This window comes from Mucilaginibacter sp. 14171R-50 (assembly GCF_010093045.1).
Classification (GTDB): Bacteria; Bacteroidota; Bacteroidia; order Sphingobacteriales; family Sphingobacteriaceae; genus Mucilaginibacter.
This window is the reverse complement of the sequence record NZ_CP048115.1, coordinates 1,094,218-1,113,922: the sequence shown is the minus strand read 5'-3', so window position 1 is coordinate 1,113,922 and position 19,705 is coordinate 1,094,218. Positions and strand designations below refer to the sequence as shown.

The window sequence follows — 19,705 nt, the reverse complement described above, 5'->3', positions numbered from 1 at the left end:
CGTGAACACTTATTGAAATATGCTCTGCGCTTTTTTGATGGTTTTTTCCAGGTCTATCCCTTTATCCAAAACGCCTTTAAACAGGTCGCCTTCTTTTTTTAGGCGGGCTATGGAGTTGTGGATGGTAAAATGTTTCATGGTCAATCCGGGTTTTACCTCGTCCCAATGCAGTGGCATAGAAACCGTTGCGCCGGGTTTTGGCCGCAGCGAATACGGGCCTGCAATTGTTGCGCCGGGCCGGTTCTGCAAAAAGTCGAGGTACATTTTGCCGTTACGGTTTTTCACCATCCGCTCAAGCGAAGTATAATCGGGTATCTGCTGGTGTACGATATTTACTATCAGGCGGGCAAACATCTGCGATTGATCATAATCGTATTTTGCCCCCAGTGGAATGTAAATATGCATCCCGGTTGATCCCGATGTTTTACAGTAGCTGGGCACATCTATGGCATCCAGCACCTTTTTTACTTCCTGCGCGGCTTCTATTACCTGGTCAAAGGTGTTTTTATCGGGGTCAAGGTCAATAACGCAATAATCCGGGTTATCCGGCGATTGTATACGGCTAAACCAAGGGTTCATTTCTATACACCCTAATGATGCCATCCAAAGCAGTGTGGCTTCGTCATGGCCAACCAAATAATCTTTGTCCTCGCCCTCGCTGGTGGTATAGGGAAATTTCTTCACCCAATCGGGCGATTTTCCGCGTACGTCCTTCTGGTAAAAGCTTGGCCCGTGTATCCCGTTAGGGAAACGGTTCAATGATTGCGGCCTGTCTTTAAGATAGGGTAAAATATATTCGGCAACCTGGTAATAGTAATTGAACATATCCCGCTTGGTGATGCCGTCTTCGGGCCAGTAAACTTTACTAAGATGGGTAAATTTAAGGTCGTGCCCGCAGATCTTTTTTACCTGTGTTTCTTCTTTGGGGTTTAACAGGGTGCGTTTAACCGATTCTTTTGGCGCGGTAACCAGTTTGTGTTTTTCCGGCTTTTCTTTCGTTTGATGCTCATCTTCTACTATTCGTGTTGTATCGGCTTCAATCTCGCGTACCACATCCTTCGCTTTCTTATCTACCCGCATACCTTCAAACGATGGATGACGGAACACCCCGTCGCTGGTTACCTCGGCAAAGCTTACTTCGCATACCAGTTCGGGTTTAAGCCAGGTGGCTTTTGCTTTCGGTGGGTTTGGGCGAAAACGCGACGGTTTGTTTACGTCCGGCTCGCTTGTAAACGGCACTTTATCCACTATTAGCGGCTTAAACAATGCCATCATTTCTTTTTGGAGCTTATCCGAAAACCCGGTGCCTACCTTGCCCACGTATTGAAATTTCCCTTTCTCGTAAACCCCCAGTAAAAGCGAACTGAACTGCTTTGCGGTGCCCTCGTTTTTCGTAAATCCCCCTATAACAACTTCCTGCCTTTTATTTATTTTAACCTTAAGCCAATCTTTAGAACGGTTGTCGGGTATATAGGTGCTATCTGCTTTTTTAGCCATAATACCTTCCAGGCCAATTTTACTTGCCGCCTGAAAAAATTCTATCCCGCTTCCCTTAAAAGTTTGGCTGATCCGCACACGGTCGTCATCCGTAGGTATAACCTCTTTCAATATGGCCTGCCGTTCTATCAGCGGAAGATCCATCAGGTTTTTGCCCTCGTACCAAAGTATGTCGAAAATGTAAAGCACCAACTCGCCATCGGCCTCGCTGCGCCAATTTTGCAGGGCGCCAAAATTTGATACCCCCTTTTCGTTCAGCACCAGTATTTCGCCATCAATAACCGCATTAAGGTTCCAGCCTTCCAGCACTTTCTTAAGCGGGTAATACTTCTCATTAAAATCCTTGTTATTGCGCGACAGCAGCTGCACTTCGCCTTTATTGATAAAGCCCAGGGTGCGGTATCCATCCCATTTTACTTCGTACACCCAATCAGGGTCGTCAAATGGCGCGTTTACCAGCGTGGCCAGCATCGGTTTTATGCCGGTAGGAATTTTGCTTTTAGGCGCCTTTTTCAGGATAGCAGCAGTATCGGGCACAGACTCACCAGAAGTTTTGTCCTCTACGTCATCTGTAAGTTGGTCAGCCGGTTCAGGAAGTTTTTTTTTTGACGCCTTTTTGGGCTTTTCTTTTTCTACATCCTGCTCGCCGCCATCCTTCCATACCTTTTCGCTCGTCTTTTCCATTTTTTCAATGGTTTTGCCCGACAGCACAGACTTATCCTTTTTAGTGATATCCGCAGATGATGCAAAATCGTCCTTGTGCTTTATCAGCAGCCACCCATTCTCGCCCATGCCATGGGTTTTCACCAGGGCATACTCCCCTTTAAGCTTTTCGCCGTGTAACTTTATCTTCAGGGAACCGGCTTCAAGCTGTTTCAGCAAGTGCTTTTCCTGCGCTTTTTTGCCTTTTATTTCTTCGATAGGTTCATAAGTGCCCTCATCCCAAATAATAACGGTACCACCCCCGTATTCGCCTTTAGGGATAATGCCTTCAAAGTTGCGGTAATCAAACGGGTGGTCTTCTACCATCATAGCCAGGCGCTTATTCTTCGGGTCGGTTGAGGGCCCCTTTGGCACAGCCCAGCTTTTTAATACGCCGTCCATCTCCAGCCTGAAGTCGTAGTGCAGGCGCGATGCATCGTGTTTTTGTATCACGAACATCAGTTTATCCTTATCCTTGCTTCTGCCGGCTTTAGGTTCCGAGGTTTTAGTAAAGTCCCTCTTCTCGACGTATTTTTCCAGGCTCATGGCTGTACAGGTTATTTGTTTAAATATGCTTGTACGTCCTTAACGGATGTCCCTGCTGCCTTCACCGCCTCTTTAAGTTCATCGCGGCTGATATTAAATTTTTCGCTCCAGTATTGCAGTTCGTAATCTTCGTTTACGTTTATCCTGTCCCTGTCAGGGCTGCCTACATTTTGTTTACTGTCCATAATGTTTTATAATTAGTTTACATGTAAACAGGCATTCACAACAAATGGTTTTGAAAAAAATTTACCTAGCAATTAAAGGGCTCGCTACCGGTCGGTCTCGATCACTGACAAAAAATTGCCCGCCGGATCTTTAAACCATGCAATGGTTGGGCCGCCGTTGCCCTTTGATACGCCGCGCTCGTCGGTTTTTAAATATTCGCTATCATATATCTCGAACTTTACGCCCCGGGCAGTTAGTTCGGTCACCGTCGCTTCCACATCCTTTACCGGAAAATTAAGAATGGTGTAGGTAGCCGGCTGGTGGTTTGGCTTTGGATATACCAGTATGCTGTTGCTGTTGCCATTGATATGGATGTTGAGCATACCACCCATATCTTCGGTCTTATCAACCTGAAGGCCTAATACTTCGCCATAAAACTCTTTCGCTTTATCGATATCGTTTACCGAAAAGCCGCTGAACGCTTTTGAATCTTTTAACATGATAATTAGATTAAATGTACTGTTGATATTACAAATACAAATTTGCGGCCAATAAACTGATAAAGAAGGGCGTAAACGCGACAAGATAGGCGTCGATTCACGACAACTACCTCTTATTTACCAAAAAAGCGAAGAAGCTTAAAGTTTGATGTTTTCCAAATATTTGTATCCGCTGCCGGTATTAACCATTACCACGGTTTCGCCGGGCTGTATCCATCCCGAAGCCTTAAGTTTTTTATAGGCCTGCCATAAAGCAGCACCTTCCGGGGCTATCAGCATACCTTCGCTACTGGCTATTTCTTTCACAGCCTCATTCATGTCCGTGTCGCTTACTGCAAGAGCGGCTCCGTTGCTATCGCGCAGCACTTTTAGTATTATTTTATCCGCATACGATTTTGGTACGCGCAAACCGTTGGCCATGGTAAACCCGCCATCAACAAACTCAGCGGTGTGGCTCCCGGCGTTAAATGCAGTTACTATCCCATTGCAACTTTCAGCTTGTATGGCAACCATACGAGGGCGCTTGCTGTCTATCCAGCCCAGCTGTTCCAGTTCGTCAAAGGCTTTCCATATACCAATGAGGCCGGTGCCGCCACCGGTTGGGTATAATATAACGTCGGGGACCTGCCAGTTAAACTGTTCGGCAATCTCATAACCCATTGTCTTTTTGCCTTCCAACCGATAAGGCTCCTTCAGGGTTGATATCTGGAACCAACCGTTTGGCCCTGCATGTTCGTTCACCAACTTGCCGCAATCGCTGATATTACCATCCACTTCTACCAGTTCGGCGCCATAAAGCCTGCACTCGTCCTTAAACATCCGGGGTGTTTGCATAGGCATATAAACAACTGCCTTAATACCCCCGCGCGCTGCATAAGCCGCCAATGCACCGCCGGCATTGCCCGCGGTTGGTGTTGCAATCGTTTTTATCCCCAGTTCTTTCGCTTTTGATACCGCCATCCCAATACCCCGCGCCTTAAAAGAACCGGTAGGGTTGCCTGCTTCATTTTTCCAAAACACGCTATTGCCTTCGGTAAACGGCTTTAGGTTTACGATCGGGAGTATAGGTGTAAAGCCCTCGCCCATGGTAACAATGTTTTCAGGATCTATAACCGGCAGCAGTTCGCGATACCGCCACATATTCGCGGGGCGATCTTTCAGTATAGACCTATCGAGAGAACGTGTCAGATCGTACTGCGCAAACAAGGTGCTTGCACAACCCGGGGTTTTACAGAAATTTTGAATTACTGATGCATTGTATTCCGCTCTGCATTGGGGGCATTTTAAATTTACTAATAACGACCCTTGGTCTGAAGCGGTTTTATCAGGCATAGTTTGGAAATAAAACGCCAAAGTATTAACAAGGCCTTTTAAAGACAAATTTTTAGCGATAATGTTACCCCGGGATGGTCTATGGAGGACTAACTGCTATGGCTTTGATCAGGGAATAAATATCGATGCGCTTAGTTTAACGTTGTTTGGGGTATCTGTATCGCTTGTTAATGCAATTTCGGGTATCTGTATGGTTGTGCCCCGGGTCGTTAACAAAAAGCGATGCTTTTAGATCCCTCTTTATACGAGTAAGATACACGATTATCTGCCATGTATCATACCGCATGTTCGATATATTTATATGCGCATAGTCCCTTATGGTGTCGGCTCCGGGTTAATATTTTATGTTATTTTTAAACCGTGAAAACACGTTTACTGTTGTGCCTTTTGTGCGCCGTAATAATTACCGGGTGTAAAAAAGACAAGCCCTTCCCTCCCCCTGTTGACCCACCGGTTGAAACGCCGGTGAACAAGTCCTTTGCTGTAGCCAATGTGCTGCAAAGTAATATGGTTATACAGCGCGATAAGCCCGCCAGAATTTGGGGGTATGGAAAAGCTTCGGGCGTTGTTACGGTAACTGCAAGCTGGTCTAACGGCCCGCTTACAGCCACCATAAACAGCCATGGCGAATGGGAGGTTAACCTTGCCTCGGCACCGGCCAACGCCATCGCGCAAACTATTTCTGTTACAACACCCGGCGAAACCGCTATATCACTAACTAATATTTTAATTGGCGATGTGTGGGTTTGCGCCGGGCAGTCAAATATGGTTATGCCGGTAGGCCCTTTACCACCCTCGTTTGGTGGCGTGGAAAATTATGAGGCCGAGATAGCTGACGCAAATTACCCGCAAATACGATCCCTAACTGTAAAAGAAGATTACCAGGGCGCACCCATAGACCAATTTACAAATCCAACGGGATGGACAATTTGCGCACCTGCAACCGCAGGCGGGTTAAGCGCTACGGCTTATTTTTTTGCAAGGAAATTACATACCGAATTAAATGTACCTATCGGCATCATTGTTTCGGCCGTTAACGGCAGCTGGTGCGAAACCTGGACAAATAACGCCGCCCTGCAAGGCCCTTTAAGCAGCTATAACGGACAGCATCAAAGTTCGATGCTTTTTAATGGCATGATAGCCCCGTTAACGAAACTATCCGTTAAGGGATTTACATGGTACCAGGGCGAAAACAATCAAAAAATGACCCCTGTTACTGATTATACAAAGTTGAATATCGCATTGATAAACGGCTGGCGATCGGTTTTTGCACAGGGTGACCTCCCCTTTTATTATGTGCAGATAACTCCTTTTGATGATGATGCAAGAGGGGATGAGACAGAAAATTACCTGGCTAAATTCCGCGAAACGCAAATGAAAGTGCGCGAAGGTATAGGCGGTACCGGCATGGTAATTACAATAGATGCGGGCGAAAAAGATAACCATCACCCCCGATATAAAAAACAAGTTGGCGACCGCCTTGCGCTGCTTGCACTAAACCGAACCTACTTTAAAAATGTGCAATGTATAGGCCCGCAGTACGCTTCGTTTTCGCAAAGCGGAAATACAATAACGATAAACTTTGTGAATAGTACGGCAACTGGCTTAACTACCATGGGCAATAAACCCTTAAAACAATACTTTTTTGTAGCCGGTGCCGACCGGGCTTTCCGGCTTGCATTAGCAAGCATCAGCGGCGATAAAATTATGCTTATCGTACCGAATGGTACACCGTCGCCTGTAGTTGCGGTGCGGTATGCTTTTACCAATTATCCATTAACAAACCTGCAAAATAATGCAGGTTTGCCAATGGAGCCCTTTAGAACGGATAACTGGACGAATTAATTTCGAAGTTCGTATAACGCCGCTTTAAATTTATAAGTAGTACCGGGCACTTCCGTAGCTACATTTATCGTAGGTATCTTAAAAAGCAGCTTGTTATTTTGCAGCACTATTACTTCAACAGGTGTAGGCTCGCCTGTAAATGAAAGCTGCTTTCCATTATCGTCTATAATGCTTAAATGGCATTGGTTATCGGTAAGTGCACCTCCGTCTGAAGCTACAAGCTGATAGGTGCCGCCAGCCGTAGGTAATGCTTTAAACCCAACAGCTACTGCTGCTTTGTTTGTACTGTCCTTATATGATATTGCAGCTTCCGCATTGGCGCCGTTTGTTGTACGATTACTGCTTTTAACAAGGTGTTCGATCCCGTTTAATGTCCAACTGTTGTTGGGTATAGACGGGGTACTGCCCTCTTTTGTGCATGCGCCTAACATAAGCATTGCCGAGGCCAGAATAACAGAAAGTGTTTTTTTCATATTAGTAGTTTTATGGTAATTGGCAAATATGCACTTTTTATTTAACGGGAGAAACAACTTAGCGGTATAACGGCCGGGCAAAACTTTTTTGCATTAAATTGGTTTAAAGATTGTTAATTAAATTTTTAACTAATTTTTATATTATGAAACTCAGAATATTTATGCCGATGCTGTTTATCGTAGCTATCGGGGCCTCGAGTTGTGTAAGCAATAAAAAGTACAAAGAATTGCAAGCCAGCTACGATAAACTGGACAGTAACACGCGGGAAGTAAGGGGCAGATACCTGCTTACCCAACGCAACCTTGATCTGGCCAACCAAAAGTTGACGAGCCTTGATGAGCAAATAGCTTCTGAACGGGCAAATAATAAACAGCTACAGTCGGCGCTCGATAAGTGTTTAACCTCAAGCGGCCAGGGAAATGTAAATATCTCTAAACTGGTTGACGAGATAAACAGCTCGAACAGATACATACAGCAACTGGTAAACGCCAAGAACAAGAGCGACTCGCTTAATATGGTGTTAACCAACAACCTTACACGCTCGTTAAGTCAATCAGAGATGAAGGATGTGGATGTTAAAGTATTAAAAGGCGTGGTTTATGTTTCGCTGGCTGACAATATGCTTTATAAGTCGGGCAGTTACGAAATATCCGACCGTGCAGGCGAAACCCTTAGTAAGATCGCCAAGATCATTAAAGACTACAGCAATTACGATGTGCTGATTGAAGGTAATACCGATAATGTGCCTATCTCGCAAAAGAATATACGTAACAACTGGGATTTGAGTGCCTTAAGGGCATCATCTGTAGTGCAGGCGCTGCAAAACAATTACCAGGTTGACCCTAAACGTTTAACAGCCGGGGGCCGTGGCGAATATAACCCTATTGCCGATAACAGCACACCTTCGGGCAAGGCTCAAAACAGGCGTACCCAAATTATCATTACGCCAAAACTCGATCAGTTTATGGACCTGATAGGCAAAGCGCCCGAAACAGCGCCGGCCAAACAATAAATTAGTTTATTATGTAGCGGCCCGCTCAATTGAGCGGGCTGTTTTTGTTTTAGCCCCGGCGATGCCGAGATTTGTAGCGGCAGTTCCCTTTCTGAATACCTCTTTCACCATTTAAAAACTTACCTACTTTTGGGTATTGTATAGCCTGCTTTGTTAAGATACTTTTGAGAAATAACCAACTTAATACAAACACTATGCGATTAAAATTACTATTTCTGACAGCCTTGCTGGCCGCTACAACCACCTTTGTTGCCTGCGTAAAAGAAGACGACGAAGAGGACTTAACCGAAGAACTTGACGGGGTTTGCGCCGATGGCTACACTCACTTAAGTGATGCGCAACTGGATGCTTTTTGCGGCGCGGCATACGCTTACAGGTGCCTTGACGGCAAGCCGCTGTCAAATAACCAGGTACAGGCAGTTTGCGCCCAGTACGACGATTTGAAAGAGCCGGGGGTGCCTGCCTGCGGCTTTTGTAAATAATTTATCATAGCCGGGCGTACGCCCGGCTTAATTCCCTTATCATTTGAAGTTAAGTAAACTATCCGAAACCGGCCTTAGCCAGCTCATCGGAACCGTACAACTCGTCCTTATTATTTTCCTGATCGGTTATGTGCTTAATTTAAATACGCAGCTTAGCCGCATTAATAAAAAGCTGGCGGGCATTACAACTGCCGGTAAAAAAACACCTGACAGGGTCGTTATCAACCCGGATAAGCAATCGCCCGTGCTTGGCCCCGACGATGCCACCGTAACCATGACCATCTTCTCGGATTTCGAGTGCAGCTTTTGCAATGTGTTCGCTACCGAAATTTTTCCGGCGCTTAAAAGCAAGTACGTAGACAAAGGCCTGATAAAAGTTAACTTCAGGCACCTGCCCCTGGCGTTTCATAAAAACGCGCTAATGGCGGCCGAAGCTTCGGCCTGCGCAAATGAACAGGGGAAGTTTTGGGACCTGCACGATTACCTGTTTAAAAACCAAAGCATGCTTAGCGCCCCGCTTATTGATCAATGGGCCAGTACTAATAAGCTGGATACCGCCAGATTTAAGGGCTGTATCATTGATCATAGATACAAAAGCAAAATCGAGAAAGATATTGCAGAAGCAAAGCTTGCGGGCCTGGAGGGCACGCCCGCCATCGTGATAAACGGCCAGCTAACTATGGGAGCCCGCACCTACGAACATTTTGCGGACCTGATAGATAAGGAGCTTTTAAAAGCCTGTACTGATTGTAAGATCTGATCATCTTTCAATTCTATCTGCACCGTAAATACAGCAAAAGAGCATATCCGCAGGCCTGATAACCTTTGAATATGCTCTTTGAAACAGTCGGGATGGCGGGATTCGAACCCACGACCTCCAGCACCCCATGCTGGCGCGATACCGGGCTACGCTACATCCCGAAAATTGAGCTTCAAATATAATAATTTGTTAAAACTTTCCTGTTTTTTAGCGAATTGTTGTAATAAAAGTTATTCGCCTTAAACCAGATCGAAGGCGCGGGCATATTGCATCAAATCGTACGTGCTCGCATTAAGCTTTTGCTTTATATTTTTGCGATGAGTTTCGGCTGTGGCGACAGATATGAATAGTTCTGCGGCAATTTCGCCGGCGCTTTTACCTAACGCCACATGCGTAAGCACTTCTTTTTCCCGACGGGTCAATGCGGAGAACTTCTCGTAATTTTTTCTTAAAAAATTGTTTTCCTGCAACAAACGCTCTGCCTTGGCTGTCATATGGTGCATGGCATCAAGCGGCACCGAAATAGTTATGGTTGTTCCGGGGTTACCATTGTCGTCCCGCATAAATATTTTAGTGCTCGACATATGCCAGTTCCAATCTTCCTTACCGGGGAAACGCACTTGCTGAAAATAAGTAACCATTTCTTCGTCATTGTTTCTTTCAAGCAACGACAATATTTTAGGTACGTAGTCTTCGGCGTCCTCCTGGTTAAAGTATAATTTATAATATTCGCCCGACGAAAGTTCTGTGATCTCTTCTTTAGTAGACTGCAATAGTGCTAAGCCCCTGTGAGACATGTAAATAACCGACCAGTCGCGCAGGTCATGTATAATAACCGTGCACGGAAGGGAATCAAATGCGTCGGCATATTCTTCAATTTGTGGTAATAGTTGCTTAGGTACGCGTGTTTTATTTAGCATGCTCTAAAATAAGCGTTTGCCAACTTACTGCAACCCGTTATTTCACGGTTTTGCACCGGGTTAAACCGCCTGCAAGTGTTGCTCGTCAACCGCCATTACATTTTGTTGCTGTTTCAGTTTCTCTTTACGCAAAAAGCGGAAGTGCAGTAAGCCAATAACCAACGCAGCTACCCCCTCCAGCAAAATGGTATTTGGGGCTCCAATCCACTTTGATACGGCCCCAACTAACAGCCCGCCTATGGGCTGCAACCCAAAAAAAGCCATGGCGTAAAAGCTGATAACCCGGCCGCGCATGCCCGGTTCAACAGTTGTTTGTATAAGGGTATTGCTAATGGTAATTTGCGACATCATCCCAAAACCCGCTATAGTGGCAAATATAAGCGCAAGCGGATAAGAGACCTCGTGCGAGAACAGCACCAAACCAACCCCAAATATCAGCGTGTTGATGCTCAATATCTTTTTAAGGTTACTGCCTGCTTTTAACGATGCCAAAAATATAGCGCCGCTAAAGGCCCCAAGGCCAATTACGCTATCTACCACCCCGAAGGTGGTGGCGTTGCCCTTAAATACCTCGCGGGCATAATAGGGTATCAGGGTACTAAACGGAAGCACTAATAAACTGATCAGTCCAAGCATTATTATTACAAAGGAAATGGATGGGGTAGCCTTAAGGTAACTAAAGCCCTCCTTCAATTCGCCAAATACATTTTTTGCATGACTGGTTTTTACATATTTCGGCAAGCGCATCATTAATAACGACCCTATTACAGCTATAAAGCTTGCGGCATTTAGCGCAAAGCAAACGCCATCGCCCCAGTACTCCAATATAAAGCCCGCAATTCCCGGCCCTATCAGTCGCGAAAGATTAACCATTGATGAATTCAGCGCAAGCGCGTTGGGCAGGTCCTTTTTATCAGATATCATTTCATAAACAAGCGATTGCCTTGCGGGCACATCAAAGGCGTTGATAACGCCAAGTAAAACGCTTAGTGCCAAAATTTCCCAAACGGCGTAGTGCTTCATTAATATAATTACAGCTAAAAGCGTTGCCTGTATCATTGATGCAACCTGGGTGGTTAGCAGCACCCGGTAGCGATTGTACCTGTCTGACACTACACCGCCAAAAAGCGATAATAGAAAAGAGGGAAACTGGCTGGCAAAAAGGGTAAGCCCAAGCATAAAAGTGGAATGTGTAAGCGTATAAATTACCCAGCTTACTGCGGTTTTTTGCATCCAGGTGCCAATGAGGGAAACTGATTGTCCGGCGAAGTATAAACGGTAATTACGGCTCTGGAAAGCTTTAAAAGTGCTGACGTTCATGCGTATATAAAACCAACGACAAGAATCAGCCCTTAATTGTTTCTATGGGCTGTTGTAATAATTTAATTACGGTAGTGTGGCATTAGCATGCCGGGGCCTAAGAATTTTGCTCATATTAAGCTAAAATAGCCCCCCTTGCATATTAATTAATGTTTTAATTTCGTTTATTGCTATGTTGTTAGCTTAACGTTAATATGAGCTCCTCCGAAAACTATGATTTGCTGATTCAGAAGATCGATTTTTTTATTCGCAAGTACCATTATAACAACCTGCTGCGCGGGCTGATATTTTTGGGCGCGGGTTTGTTTTCGGCCTATGTACTGATAACCCTGAGCGAGTACTTTGGCAATTTCGATACTACACTGCGCACCATACTGTTCTACTTTTTTATACTTTTAAATTTGGGGTTGCTGGTATGGCTGGTATTACCCCCGCTTTTGGCCCGGTTAAAATTAGGCAGCACCTTAACACATGACCAGGCAGCAGAAATTATTGGCCGCCACTTTAACGATATTAACGATAAACTGCTAAACACCCTGCAGCTAAAAAAGCAGGCTGACGAAAACGCGGCCCACCGCGACCTGATAGAGGCCAGTATCAATCAAAAAATAAAAACGTTAAATCCGGTTAGCTTTCCTTCGGCGGTTAATATCCGCGAGAATAGCAAATATTTGAAGTGGGTTATTCCGCCTGCGGCCGTTATCTGTATCATCGCATTTGCTGCCCCATCGGTATTAACAGAAAGTACCCGGCGGCTTATACGCCACAATGAGTACTTTGCTCCGGTTGCCCCTTTTCAGTTTTTGGTGCTTAACAAAGATCTTTCGGCGGTACAGGGCGAGGACTATAAACTCGAACTTAAATTAACCGGCGATAAGCTGCCTGCGGATATTTATGTAGAAACGGCCAATGCTACGTTTAAACTCGATAAAGACAACATCAGCAGGTTTCATTACCTGTTCACCAACCTTCAAAAAAACACCGCTTTCCGGTTGCTTGGTAACGATTTTAAATCGGCGCCATACGAAATAAAGGTCAACCCAAAACCCGTTTTGCTAAACTTTGATGCCGAATTAATTTACCCCGTATATCTTCATAAAAAGAACGAGATTTTGGCCAATGCCGGCGACCTTACCCTGCCCGCCGGCACAACCGTTAACTGGAAATTTCATACTCAAAACACGTCGTCGCTGTTATTCAAAATAAATGGTGCAAACGAAACCCTCCGGCCATCGGACGACAATGTTTTTGAGCACCGCGAGCGGATTTTAAAGAACGCTATTTACAATGTTAGTCCGTTAAACAACGCCGTTACTCGCCCCGATTCAGCAGGCTACCACATCAATGTTATTGCAGATGAGGCGCCGGCCATTGAAGTACAGGAAAAACCCGATTCGGTAAGTATGAAAGCTATTTATTTTACCGGCAGGGTACAGGACGACCATGGTTTTTCATCCTTAACCTTTCATTACAAAACAGCCGGTACGGGCGTTGGGCATTCCGTCAGCAAACCGGTTAAAGTTGACTTATCCGCTACCGAATCAGGGTTCTTTTACCTCTGGAACCTGAAGGATCTGGGCATAAAAGCGGGTGACGCCATTACTTATTATTTCGAGGTTGCCGATAACGACGGTGTTACCGGCCCCAAAACCGCACGCACGCCCGAGCGTACATTAAATATCCCGGACGCCGCCCAACTGGCAGAACAGTTAAATGCAGGCTCCCTGGCGGTTAAACAAAAAATGCAATCGGCCGTAAAACTGGCCGGGCAACTCGAGAAAAGCGCGCAGAAGCTAAACCAGGCTTTGCTTGATAAAAACAACCTGTCGTTCGACGAGAAAAAACAAGTTGAAGAATTGCTGCAAAAGCGCAAAGACCTGAATGACCTGGTAAAAGATATACAGACCGAAAATAAAAAGAACCTCTACAACCGCCAGGAAAATCAGCAGCAAACGCAGGAACTGATAGAGATGCAAAAACAGATAGAAAACCTGTTTAACAACGTGCTCGACGAAAAAACCAAAGAATTGCTTCAAAAACTGCAACAATTACTTCAGGAAAACCAGAAGGACGGCACCCGCGATGAACTGTCAAAAATGCAGATGGACAATAAATCGCTAAAAAAAGAACTTGATCGCATCCTGGAGCTTTACAAAAAACTGGGCTTTGAACAAAAGCTTAATCAAAACATAAACCAACTGAATCAATTAGCCGAAGATCAAAAAAAACTGGCCGATGAGAACCAACGGTCCGGTAATAATAACAATGCCCTGCAGCAGCAGCAAAAACTCAATCAGGATTTTGAGAACGTTAAAAAATCGCTGGACGAACTGCAAAAAGAGAATGAGCAAAACGGCAACAAGCAGGACTTTAAAAATCCTGAGGCGGAAAACCAGGCTATTGACGAACAGATGAAGCAAAGCGAAAAGGCGTTAAAAAATAACAACCGCCAGCAGGCATCCAAAGCGCAGCAGCAAGCAGCAAAACAAATGAAACAGCTTGCCGCTAAATTGCAAAACGATGAAGCCGAAGGCCAGGAAAGCGAGAACGCGGTTGATGCACGCCAGTTGCGTGAGTTACTGAAGTCGCTTGTTAACAGCTCGTTTACACAGGAAAAGATCATGCAAATGCTACGGCAGACCAATCCTGCCGACCCTGGATATATATCCCTGGCACAAAAGCAAAAGGACATAAAAGATAACTTAAAAACAGCCGAGGACAGCCTATACGCATTAAGCCGGCGTATACCCCAGATACAATCGACAGTTAACAAAGAAATTAGCGGCGTTAACGAGCAAATTGACCAGGCGCTGGAGAACTTAGGCGAACGGAAAACACCCGAGGCCATGCGCAACCAGCAGTTTGCCATGACCAGTATGAATAATTTGGCATTGCTATTGAGCGAAGCGCTTGATCAATTGCAAAAGCAGCAAAATAAAAGCGGGAAGGGAAAGGGGAAACAGCCGTCGCTATCGCAGTTAAGCAAAATGCAGGAGCAGTTAAATAAGAACATGCAAAAAGCACGCGATGAGATGCAAAAAATGGGCAACCCGCAGCAGGGCAAAAACGGCCAACAAGGCATCAGCGAGCAATTTGCTAAAATGGCCCGCGAACAGCAAATGATCAGGCAATCGTTACAACAGCTAAACCAGGAAAACAATAAAGACGGAACAAACAGTTTGGGAAATTTGGATAAAATTGCAAAAGAAATGGAACAAACTGAGAACGATCTCGTAAACAAGAGAATTACAAACGAGGCGTTAAAACGGCAACAGCAAATACAATCGCGATTGCTGGAGGCTGAAAAAGCGGAACAGGAAAGAGAGCAGGACCAAAAGAGAGAAAGCCGGGCGGCAAATGATATGCCGCCAGGGTATATTAAAGCTTTGCAGGATTACGAGAGGGTTAAGACAAAGCAAACGGAACAGATAAAAACCGTACCGCCAGCACTTAACTTGTACTACAGGCAAAAAATTAAACACTACTTTGATCAACTTAATGGAAAATGATATGGAACAGGTAAATGTTCAAACAGCTCAGCTTTATACACTGCAACTTCCGTCGAAGCGCGAAAGCATAACCTTGCTTGAAGCTTTGATAGAAGAAGTGGCGGATAAATACCAGGTGAGTGAGGATACATTTGCCAACATGATGACCTGCCTTAACGAAGCGGTGATGAACGCTATAATCCACGGTAATAAATTAGACCCGGAAAAAACCGTTTTTGTTAATGTAGACGTTGATGCCAAACGAATTGTATGGACGGTGACCGACGAAGGCACCGGATTTGACTATAACAACCTGGCTGACCCGACCGCACCCGACCGCCTGGAAGAATTAACCGGACGGGGAGTATTCATTTTAAAACACCTGGCTGACCAATGTATATTTAATGCTACCGGTAATGAGGTTGAACTACATTTTAAAATATAATGCCCGCAATTACCTTCCACGAAGAAGACATAACGTATAAATTAAAAAATAAAACAGCCGTACGCAAGTGGATAACCGACGCCATTGTTACCGAAGGTTACAAGCTGCGCGAGCTTACCTACATTTTTTGTACCGACGAATACCTGCTGCAAATAAATCGCCAATATCTTAATCACGATACTTATACGGATATCATCACGTTTGACAATTCGGATGAGGAAGGCTTTATTGCCGGTGATATATTTATTTCAATTGAACGCATACGTGATAATGCCGCTAAATTTAACGTTACCGAAGCCCAGGAGTTGCATCGCGTTTTGATACACGGAGCCCTGCATTTGGTTGGGTACAAAGACAAATCGCCGGCGGATAAGAAGAAAATGACATCTAAAGAAGATTTGTATTTAGAAAAAAGAAGTTTTAATAATTAACTTTACATCTGTAAAGCAACTATCTGCGTAAATCACTCGTTACCAATTTAAAAACATGAAATTATTGACATTAATATGCGCCATGATGTTTATTACATCGGCCCCATCATCAGTTTATACGTTTAAGCTGAAAACCATCGATGGTAAGGATTTTTCGCTTGCCAAATACAAAGGCAAAAAGCTTCTTATCGTTAACACGGCGTCCAAATGTGGTTACACTCCGCAATACGCCGAACTGCAAAAGCTGGCAGATCAATACAAAGACAAAGTTGTTGTTGTTGGCTTTCCGGCAAACAACTTTGGCGGACAGGAGCCCGGCACCAATAGTGAGGTAAAAGAATTTTGCCAAAAAAACTATGGCGTTACTTTCCCGCTCAGCTCAAAAGTAAGTGTTAAAGGCGACGATATCGACCCGTTATTTGCTTACCTGACTACTACGGCCAATCCTGATTTTACGGGTGAGATAAAATGGAATTTCGAAAAATTCCTTATCGACGAAAATGGTAAGCTGATACACCGCTACCGCTCAAACGTTAAGCCTTTATCTGAGGATATTACCAGCGCATTATAACAAAAAAGGAGGCTTTCGCCTCCTTTTTTGTTTACTTATACAGCATCATTACCAGGAAAAAAATGGTGTTGTGTGCTGATCTTTTTATCAATTATTCTCCTTTTTCTTCTTCGCGGCTTCTTTTGCTGCCTTTTCTTTGGCTTCTTTTATCTTCTTTAGCGAATCTTGTTTGGCCTTCTCTTTTTTCTTAAAAAATCCCTTAAGCAAAAAGTTATTCTGTGCGGCCTTTAAATCCTCGTTCAATGTTTGGGTGGTAGCATGCACTCCCTTAATTGTTGTTTTAGCCTGCTTTACAGTCCCTTCCAGGTCCTTAGCCATTTGTTCACTATTCAGCAGGCGCCCAATGCTGCCTTTTCCGTTATTAATTTTGGCTACAATATCCGCAAGGTCGCCCGTCAGGCTTTCGGCGTTATCCGCCACCTTAGTCAGCTTGGTTACTATCTTATCCACATCAACCGGGTTCACTGATTCCAGTTGGTTGCCCTCCTGAACCTCGGTGTTGCTTTTAACGCCTCCGGGTGCTATAACAACAAGCTTATCTCCCATTAAACCATCGCTGCCGATACTCATTTTCGAATCGGTTTTGATAAACTTTTTAACAGAATTGTTTAACGTAAGGTCTACCCGCACCGAACTATCTGTTACGATGTTTATAGACTCAACCACCCCCACGTTTATCCCCGCAAACCGCACGTTGTTACCTACGGTAAGGCCGTTAACGTTTTTAAACGTTCCGTAAACTTTAAAGGTAGAGCTGAACATGCTTTTTTGGTTGCCGATGTAAAATACAGCAAGAAATAGTATCAGCATCCCCACTACGGTGAACGCGCCTATCCTTATTTTTTGTGATGATGTGGTTTTCATGTTGTTTCGTTAAAAAATGATCTTACCAATTCGTCGTCAGAGTTTTTTAGCTCATCAAACAAGCCTTCGGCTATATATGTCCCTTCGTTCATGATCACTACGCGGTCGGCCGTAATTTTGGCGCATTCCATATCGTGGGTGATGATGATAGATGAGGTTTTGTACTTTTTTTGAATTTTCAGGATAAGCTCGCTTATCTCGCGCGAGGTGATCGGGTCAAGGCCGGTCGTAGGTTCGTCGTAGAGCATAATTTCGGGCCGTACAATCATTGTTCTGGCCAGCCCGGCACGTTTGCGCATTCCGCCCGAAAGGTCTGATGGCAGCTTATCTATAGCATCCAGAAGGCCCACGCCATCCAGGGCTTCTTCTACCCGCTTATCTAATTCGGCCTGATCCGTGATCTTGAGGATACGGGTAAGCGGAAACTCAAGGTTATCCCTCACGGTCATAGAATCATACAGCGCCCCGCTTTGGAACAGGAAGCCCACCTTAGTACGCAGGCTTTTCAACTCATCATCGTTCATCAGGGCCACATCATCGCCAAAAACCTTCACAGTACCGCTATCAGGCGTAAGCAGGCCAACTATACATTGTATAGTAACGGATTTACCCTGGCCGGATTTACCGAGCACCACTACATTTTCGCCGCGTTTGACCTTTAGGTTTATATCCTTAAGCACTTCCTTATCGCCAAACGATTTGGAAATATGATCTATATCCACCACTACCTCGTTTGCAGGTTTAGCCATATCAGGATTAGTTTGTTTTATCTCTTCCATGGTTTACCTGTAAAATAATATGCTGGTGATTTGTACGGCAACGGCGTCAATAACAAATATCCACAGGGATGCGGTTACCACGGCCGAGTTTGCGGCGATGCCCACACTTTCGGTGCCTTTGTTAGAATTATATCCTTTATAGCAGCCCACAAATCCAATGGCGAAACCAAAGAACACGGTTTTGATAAGCGCTGGGAAAAAATCATAGAATTCAAGCGATGAGATGCATTTATGAAAATAAAGCGGAAAACTAACATCATCGGTAAAGTTTAGCGCTAAATAACCGCCGAAAAGCCCTATCGCGTCACCAATAAGAGTCAATAAGGGAATCATCAGGCTGGTTGCAATAATGCGGGTTACTACCAGGTATTGCAATGGGTTTGCTCCTGATACTTCCATGGCATCTATCTGCTCGGTAACCTTCATGCTGCCAAGCTCGGCGCCAATGCCCGATGCTATTTTACCCGCGCAAATTATAGCGATGATAACCGGCCCTATTTCGCGCACAAAGGCTACAGCCAGCGTTTTTGGCAAAATACTTTCGGCCCCCATTTCTAACATAGACGGCCTGAGCTGCAGGATGAGCACCAACCCCATGATAAACGAGGTGATGCCCACCAGCATCATTGAGCGATAACCTATTTCATAGCACTGGCGCACAAACTCCGACCATTCAAAACCGCCCCTGAAAATATTGCGGAAAAAGCCTTTGAAGAAAACGCCTTGTTCTCCTATGCCTTCAAGCCATCTTTTATATCCGGGAATTGCCTGTTCTGCCATAAGTTTCTTATTACTTGCCAGTTATAAACAAATCATCGCCAAATTGTTTTGGCTACCCGAATTTTATTTTGATGCAGCTTACAGCATCGGTACTTCTATGATCAAAATCCGGCTTTCACTATTTGTTTCTATTGTGAAAGTATTTGTGTCATAAACACCAATAGCATCTCTTTTGTTTAAAACACTACCGGCAATTGTAGCGTTACCGTCAATCAAGAATACATATACGCCGTTCCCGGCTGTTTTCATCGTATAATCCACCTTTTGTCCCGCATCGAACTTCCCTTGCGAGAACGTAGTATCCTGGTTCAACCAAAGCGTTTCCTCGCTTTTTACAGGCGATATCATCGTGGTAAACTGGTTCTGAACCATTACATCGCTAAAGTTCTTTTGGTCGTAACGGGGTTGTATATTGCGCAATTTCGGGAATACCCATATCTGCAAAGCTTTAGCAGGCTCGGTTTGCGATGGATTATATTCTGAATGCACCACTCCTGTGCCGGCTGACATTACCTGGACATCGCCCGGTTTTATAATACCCTTGTTACCCATGCTGTCTTTATGCTCAACCGCGCCTTCCAACACTATAGTAGTTATTTCCATATTGTCGTGCGGGTGGCTTCCAAAGCCCATCCCCTGGGCAATGGTATCATCATTTAATACCCTAAGCGCACCAAAGTGAACTTTGTCTGGGTTATGGTAAGGGCCAAAACTGAATGAAAAATTTGCCTTTAACCAGCCAATATCATTGTGGCCTCTTTCGTTTGCGGGATGAAATACTGTTTTCATTTT

At 44.7% G+C, this 19,705-nt stretch carries 19 protein-coding genes and 1 tRNA gene; 8 read left to right on the top strand and 12 right to left on the bottom strand.

All coding sequences use genetic code 11. The features are described 5' to 3' along the window. Positions 1–9 precede the first annotated feature (9 nt). The 4 genes from ligD to GWR56_RS05040 all read right to left on the bottom strand — a co-directional run bounded on the left by ligD (position 10) and on the right by GWR56_RS05040 (position 4,742). A complete protein-coding gene (gene ligD / locus GWR56_RS05055; protein ID WP_162430065.1) occupies positions 10–2,745 on the bottom strand; it encodes a DNA ligase D in 2,736 nt (911 codons plus the stop codon). Between the two features lie 11 nt (positions 2,746–2,756). Then, complete coding sequence (locus tag GWR56_RS05050) at positions 2,757–2,930, bottom strand: DUF3606 domain-containing protein (RefSeq protein WP_202925375.1); 174 nt, start codon at positions 2,928–2,930, stop codon at positions 2,757–2,759. Between the two features lie 84 nt (positions 2,931–3,014). Next, positions 3,015–3,410 carry a VOC family protein gene (locus GWR56_RS05045; protein WP_162430064.1) on the bottom strand — a complete coding sequence of 132 codons (396 nt, stop codon included), beginning with the start codon at positions 3,408–3,410 and terminating at the stop codon, positions 3,015–3,017. A gap of 138 nt (positions 3,411–3,548) precedes the next feature. Beyond that, the gene (locus tag GWR56_RS05040) at positions 3,549–4,742 is read right to left on the bottom strand and encodes a threonine synthase (protein WP_162430063.1); all 1,194 of its coding nucleotides are present in this window, start codon (positions 4,740–4,742) and stop codon (positions 3,549–3,551) included. 360 nt (positions 4,743–5,102) lie between these two features. Between GWR56_RS05040 and GWR56_RS05035 the strand changes: the two genes are divergently transcribed. Further along, positions 5,103–6,587, top strand: a complete 1,485-nt coding sequence (locus tag GWR56_RS05035) for a sialate O-acetylesterase (protein WP_162430062.1) — start codon at positions 5,103–5,105, stop codon at positions 6,585–6,587. On the opposite strand, the gene GWR56_RS05030 is transcribed toward GWR56_RS05035, so the two are convergent. Next, the gene (locus GWR56_RS05030; protein ID WP_162430061.1) at positions 6,584–7,060 is read right to left on the bottom strand and encodes a hypothetical protein; all 477 of its coding nucleotides are present in this window, start codon (positions 7,058–7,060) and stop codon (positions 6,584–6,586) included. The genes GWR56_RS05035 and GWR56_RS05030 overlap by 4 nt on opposite strands. Before the next feature lie 143 nt (positions 7,061–7,203). On the opposite strand from GWR56_RS05030, the gene GWR56_RS05025 reads away from it, so the two are divergent. The 3 genes from GWR56_RS05025 to GWR56_RS05015 all read left to right on the top strand — a co-directional run bounded on the left by GWR56_RS05025 (position 7,204) and on the right by GWR56_RS05015 (position 9,315). Continuing rightward, on the top strand, positions 7,204–8,073 hold the full coding sequence (locus tag GWR56_RS05025) for a flagellar motor protein MotB (protein ID WP_162430060.1): 870 nt from the start codon (positions 7,204–7,206) through the stop codon (positions 8,071–8,073). Between the two features lie 194 nt (positions 8,074–8,267). After that, positions 8,268–8,555, top strand: coding sequence for a hypothetical protein (locus GWR56_RS05020; RefSeq protein ID WP_162430059.1), 288 nt, complete (start codon positions 8,268–8,270; stop codon positions 8,553–8,555). A gap of 43 nt (positions 8,556–8,598) precedes the next feature. Next, the gene (locus tag GWR56_RS05015; protein WP_162430058.1) at positions 8,599–9,315 is read left to right on the top strand and encodes a thioredoxin domain-containing protein; all 717 of its coding nucleotides are present in this window, start codon (positions 8,599–8,601) and stop codon (positions 9,313–9,315) included. Between the two features lie 87 nt (positions 9,316–9,402). Here the strand turns inward: GWR56_RS05015 and GWR56_RS05010 are convergent. From GWR56_RS05010 to GWR56_RS05000, 3 genes are all read right to left on the bottom strand, one after another. Then, positions 9,403–9,476: transfer RNA gene (locus GWR56_RS05010), tRNA-Pro, on the bottom strand. A gap of 78 nt (positions 9,477–9,554) precedes the next feature. After that, complete coding sequence (locus GWR56_RS20755; protein WP_304608934.1) at positions 9,555–10,235, bottom strand: response regulator transcription factor; 681 nt, start codon at positions 10,233–10,235, stop codon at positions 9,555–9,557. 60 nt (positions 10,236–10,295) lie between these two features. Next, the gene (locus GWR56_RS05000; RefSeq protein WP_162430057.1) at positions 10,296–11,555 is read right to left on the bottom strand and encodes an MFS transporter; all 1,260 of its coding nucleotides are present in this window, start codon (positions 11,553–11,555) and stop codon (positions 10,296–10,298) included. A 194-nt stretch (positions 11,556–11,749) separates the two neighbouring features. Here GWR56_RS05000 and GWR56_RS04995 point away from each other — a divergent pair, with 194 nt between their 5' ends. The 4 genes from GWR56_RS04995 to GWR56_RS04980 are packed head-to-tail and all read left to right on the top strand — an operon-like array spanning position 11,750 to position 16,490. Next, positions 11,750–15,064: a DUF4175 family protein gene (locus GWR56_RS04995; RefSeq protein ID WP_162430056.1), complete on the top strand. Its 3,315-nt coding sequence runs from the start codon at positions 11,750–11,752 to the stop codon at positions 15,062–15,064. Position 15,065: 1 nt separating this feature from the next. Further along, a complete protein-coding gene (locus tag GWR56_RS04990) occupies positions 15,066–15,488 on the top strand; it encodes an ATP-binding protein (RefSeq protein ID WP_162430055.1) in 423 nt (140 codons plus the stop codon). Then, a complete protein-coding gene (gene ybeY, locus GWR56_RS04985) occupies positions 15,488–15,919 on the top strand; it encodes an rRNA maturation RNase YbeY (protein ID WP_162430054.1) in 432 nt (143 codons plus the stop codon). The genes GWR56_RS04990 and ybeY overlap by 1 nt, the downstream gene beginning before the upstream one ends. 55 nt (positions 15,920–15,974) lie before the next feature. Beyond that, on the top strand, positions 15,975–16,490 hold the full coding sequence (locus tag GWR56_RS04980; protein ID WP_162430053.1) for a glutathione peroxidase: 516 nt from the start codon (positions 15,975–15,977) through the stop codon (positions 16,488–16,490). A gap of 87 nt (positions 16,491–16,577) precedes the next feature. Here GWR56_RS04980 and GWR56_RS04975 read toward each other — a convergent pair whose 3' ends face one another. The 4 genes from GWR56_RS04975 to GWR56_RS04960 all read right to left on the bottom strand — a co-directional run bounded on the left by GWR56_RS04975 (position 16,578) and on the right by GWR56_RS04960 (position 19,702). Beyond that, positions 16,578–17,354, bottom strand: coding sequence for an MlaD family protein (locus GWR56_RS04975; RefSeq protein ID WP_162430052.1), 777 nt, complete (start codon positions 17,352–17,354; stop codon positions 16,578–16,580). Beyond that, entirely contained in the window at positions 17,351–18,133 is a 783-nt protein-coding gene (locus GWR56_RS04970) for an ABC transporter ATP-binding protein (protein ID WP_238395306.1), read from the bottom strand. Before GWR56_RS04970 ends, GWR56_RS04975 begins: the two co-directional genes overlap by 4 nt. Before the next feature lie 3 nt (positions 18,134–18,136). Beyond that, positions 18,137–18,913 carry an ABC transporter permease gene (locus tag GWR56_RS04965; RefSeq protein ID WP_162430051.1) on the bottom strand — a complete coding sequence of 259 codons (777 nt, stop codon included), beginning with the start codon at positions 18,911–18,913 and terminating at the stop codon, positions 18,137–18,139. A 78-nt stretch (positions 18,914–18,991) separates the two neighbouring features. After that, complete coding sequence (locus tag GWR56_RS04960) at positions 18,992–19,702, bottom strand: pirin family protein (protein ID WP_162430050.1); 711 nt, start codon at positions 19,700–19,702, stop codon at positions 18,992–18,994. Positions 19,703–19,705 lie beyond the last annotated feature (3 nt).

Excerpts from the sequence above, each read along its gene's own strand:
- GWR56_RS04975 (WP_162430052.1), bottom strand. The coding sequence starts at position 17,354 with ATGAAAACCACATCATCACAAAAAATAAGGATAGGCGCGTTCACCGTA.
- GWR56_RS05045 (WP_162430064.1), bottom strand. The coding sequence starts at position 3,410 with ATGTTAAAAGATTCAAAAGCGTTCAGCGGCTTTTCGGTAAACGATATC.
- ybeY (WP_162430054.1), top strand. The coding sequence starts at position 15,488 with ATGCCCGCAATTACCTTCCACGAAGAAGACATAACGTATAAATTAAAA.
- GWR56_RS04990 (WP_162430055.1), top strand. The coding sequence starts at position 15,066 with ATGGAACAGGTAAATGTTCAAACAGCTCAGCTTTATACACTGCAACTT.
- ligD (WP_162430065.1), bottom strand. The coding sequence starts at position 2,745 with ATGAGCCTGGAAAAATACGTCGAGAAGAGGGACTTTACTAAAACCTCG.
- GWR56_RS04965 (WP_162430051.1), bottom strand. The coding sequence starts at position 18,913 with ATGGCAGAACAGGCAATTCCCGGATATAAAAGATGGCTTGAAGGCATA.
- GWR56_RS04960 (WP_162430050.1), bottom strand. The coding sequence starts at position 19,702 with ATGAAAACAGTATTTCATCCCGCAAACGAAAGAGGCCACAATGATATT.
- GWR56_RS05020 (WP_162430059.1), top strand. The coding sequence starts at position 8,268 with ATGCGATTAAAATTACTATTTCTGACAGCCTTGCTGGCCGCTACAACC.
- GWR56_RS05000 (WP_162430057.1), bottom strand. The coding sequence starts at position 11,555 with ATGAACGTCAGCACTTTTAAAGCTTTCCAGAGCCGTAATTACCGTTTA.
- GWR56_RS05050 (WP_202925375.1), bottom strand. The coding sequence starts at position 2,930 with ATGGACAGTAAACAAAATGTAGGCAGCCCTGACAGGGACAGGATAAAC.
- GWR56_RS05030 (WP_162430061.1), bottom strand. The coding sequence starts at position 7,060 with ATGAAAAAAACACTTTCTGTTATTCTGGCCTCGGCAATGCTTATGTTA.
- GWR56_RS20755 (WP_304608934.1), bottom strand. The coding sequence starts at position 10,235 with ATGCTAAATAAAACACGCGTACCTAAGCAACTATTACCACAAATTGAA.
- GWR56_RS04995 (WP_162430056.1), top strand. The coding sequence starts at position 11,750 with ATGAGCTCCTCCGAAAACTATGATTTGCTGATTCAGAAGATCGATTTT.
- GWR56_RS05040 (WP_162430063.1), bottom strand. The coding sequence starts at position 4,742 with ATGCCTGATAAAACCGCTTCAGACCAAGGGTCGTTATTAGTAAATTTA.
- GWR56_RS05025 (WP_162430060.1), top strand. The coding sequence starts at position 7,204 with ATGAAACTCAGAATATTTATGCCGATGCTGTTTATCGTAGCTATCGGG.
- GWR56_RS04980 (WP_162430053.1), top strand. The coding sequence starts at position 15,975 with ATGAAATTATTGACATTAATATGCGCCATGATGTTTATTACATCGGCC.
- GWR56_RS04970 (WP_238395306.1), bottom strand. The coding sequence starts at position 18,133 with ATGGAAGAGATAAAACAAACTAATCCTGATATGGCTAAACCTGCAAAC.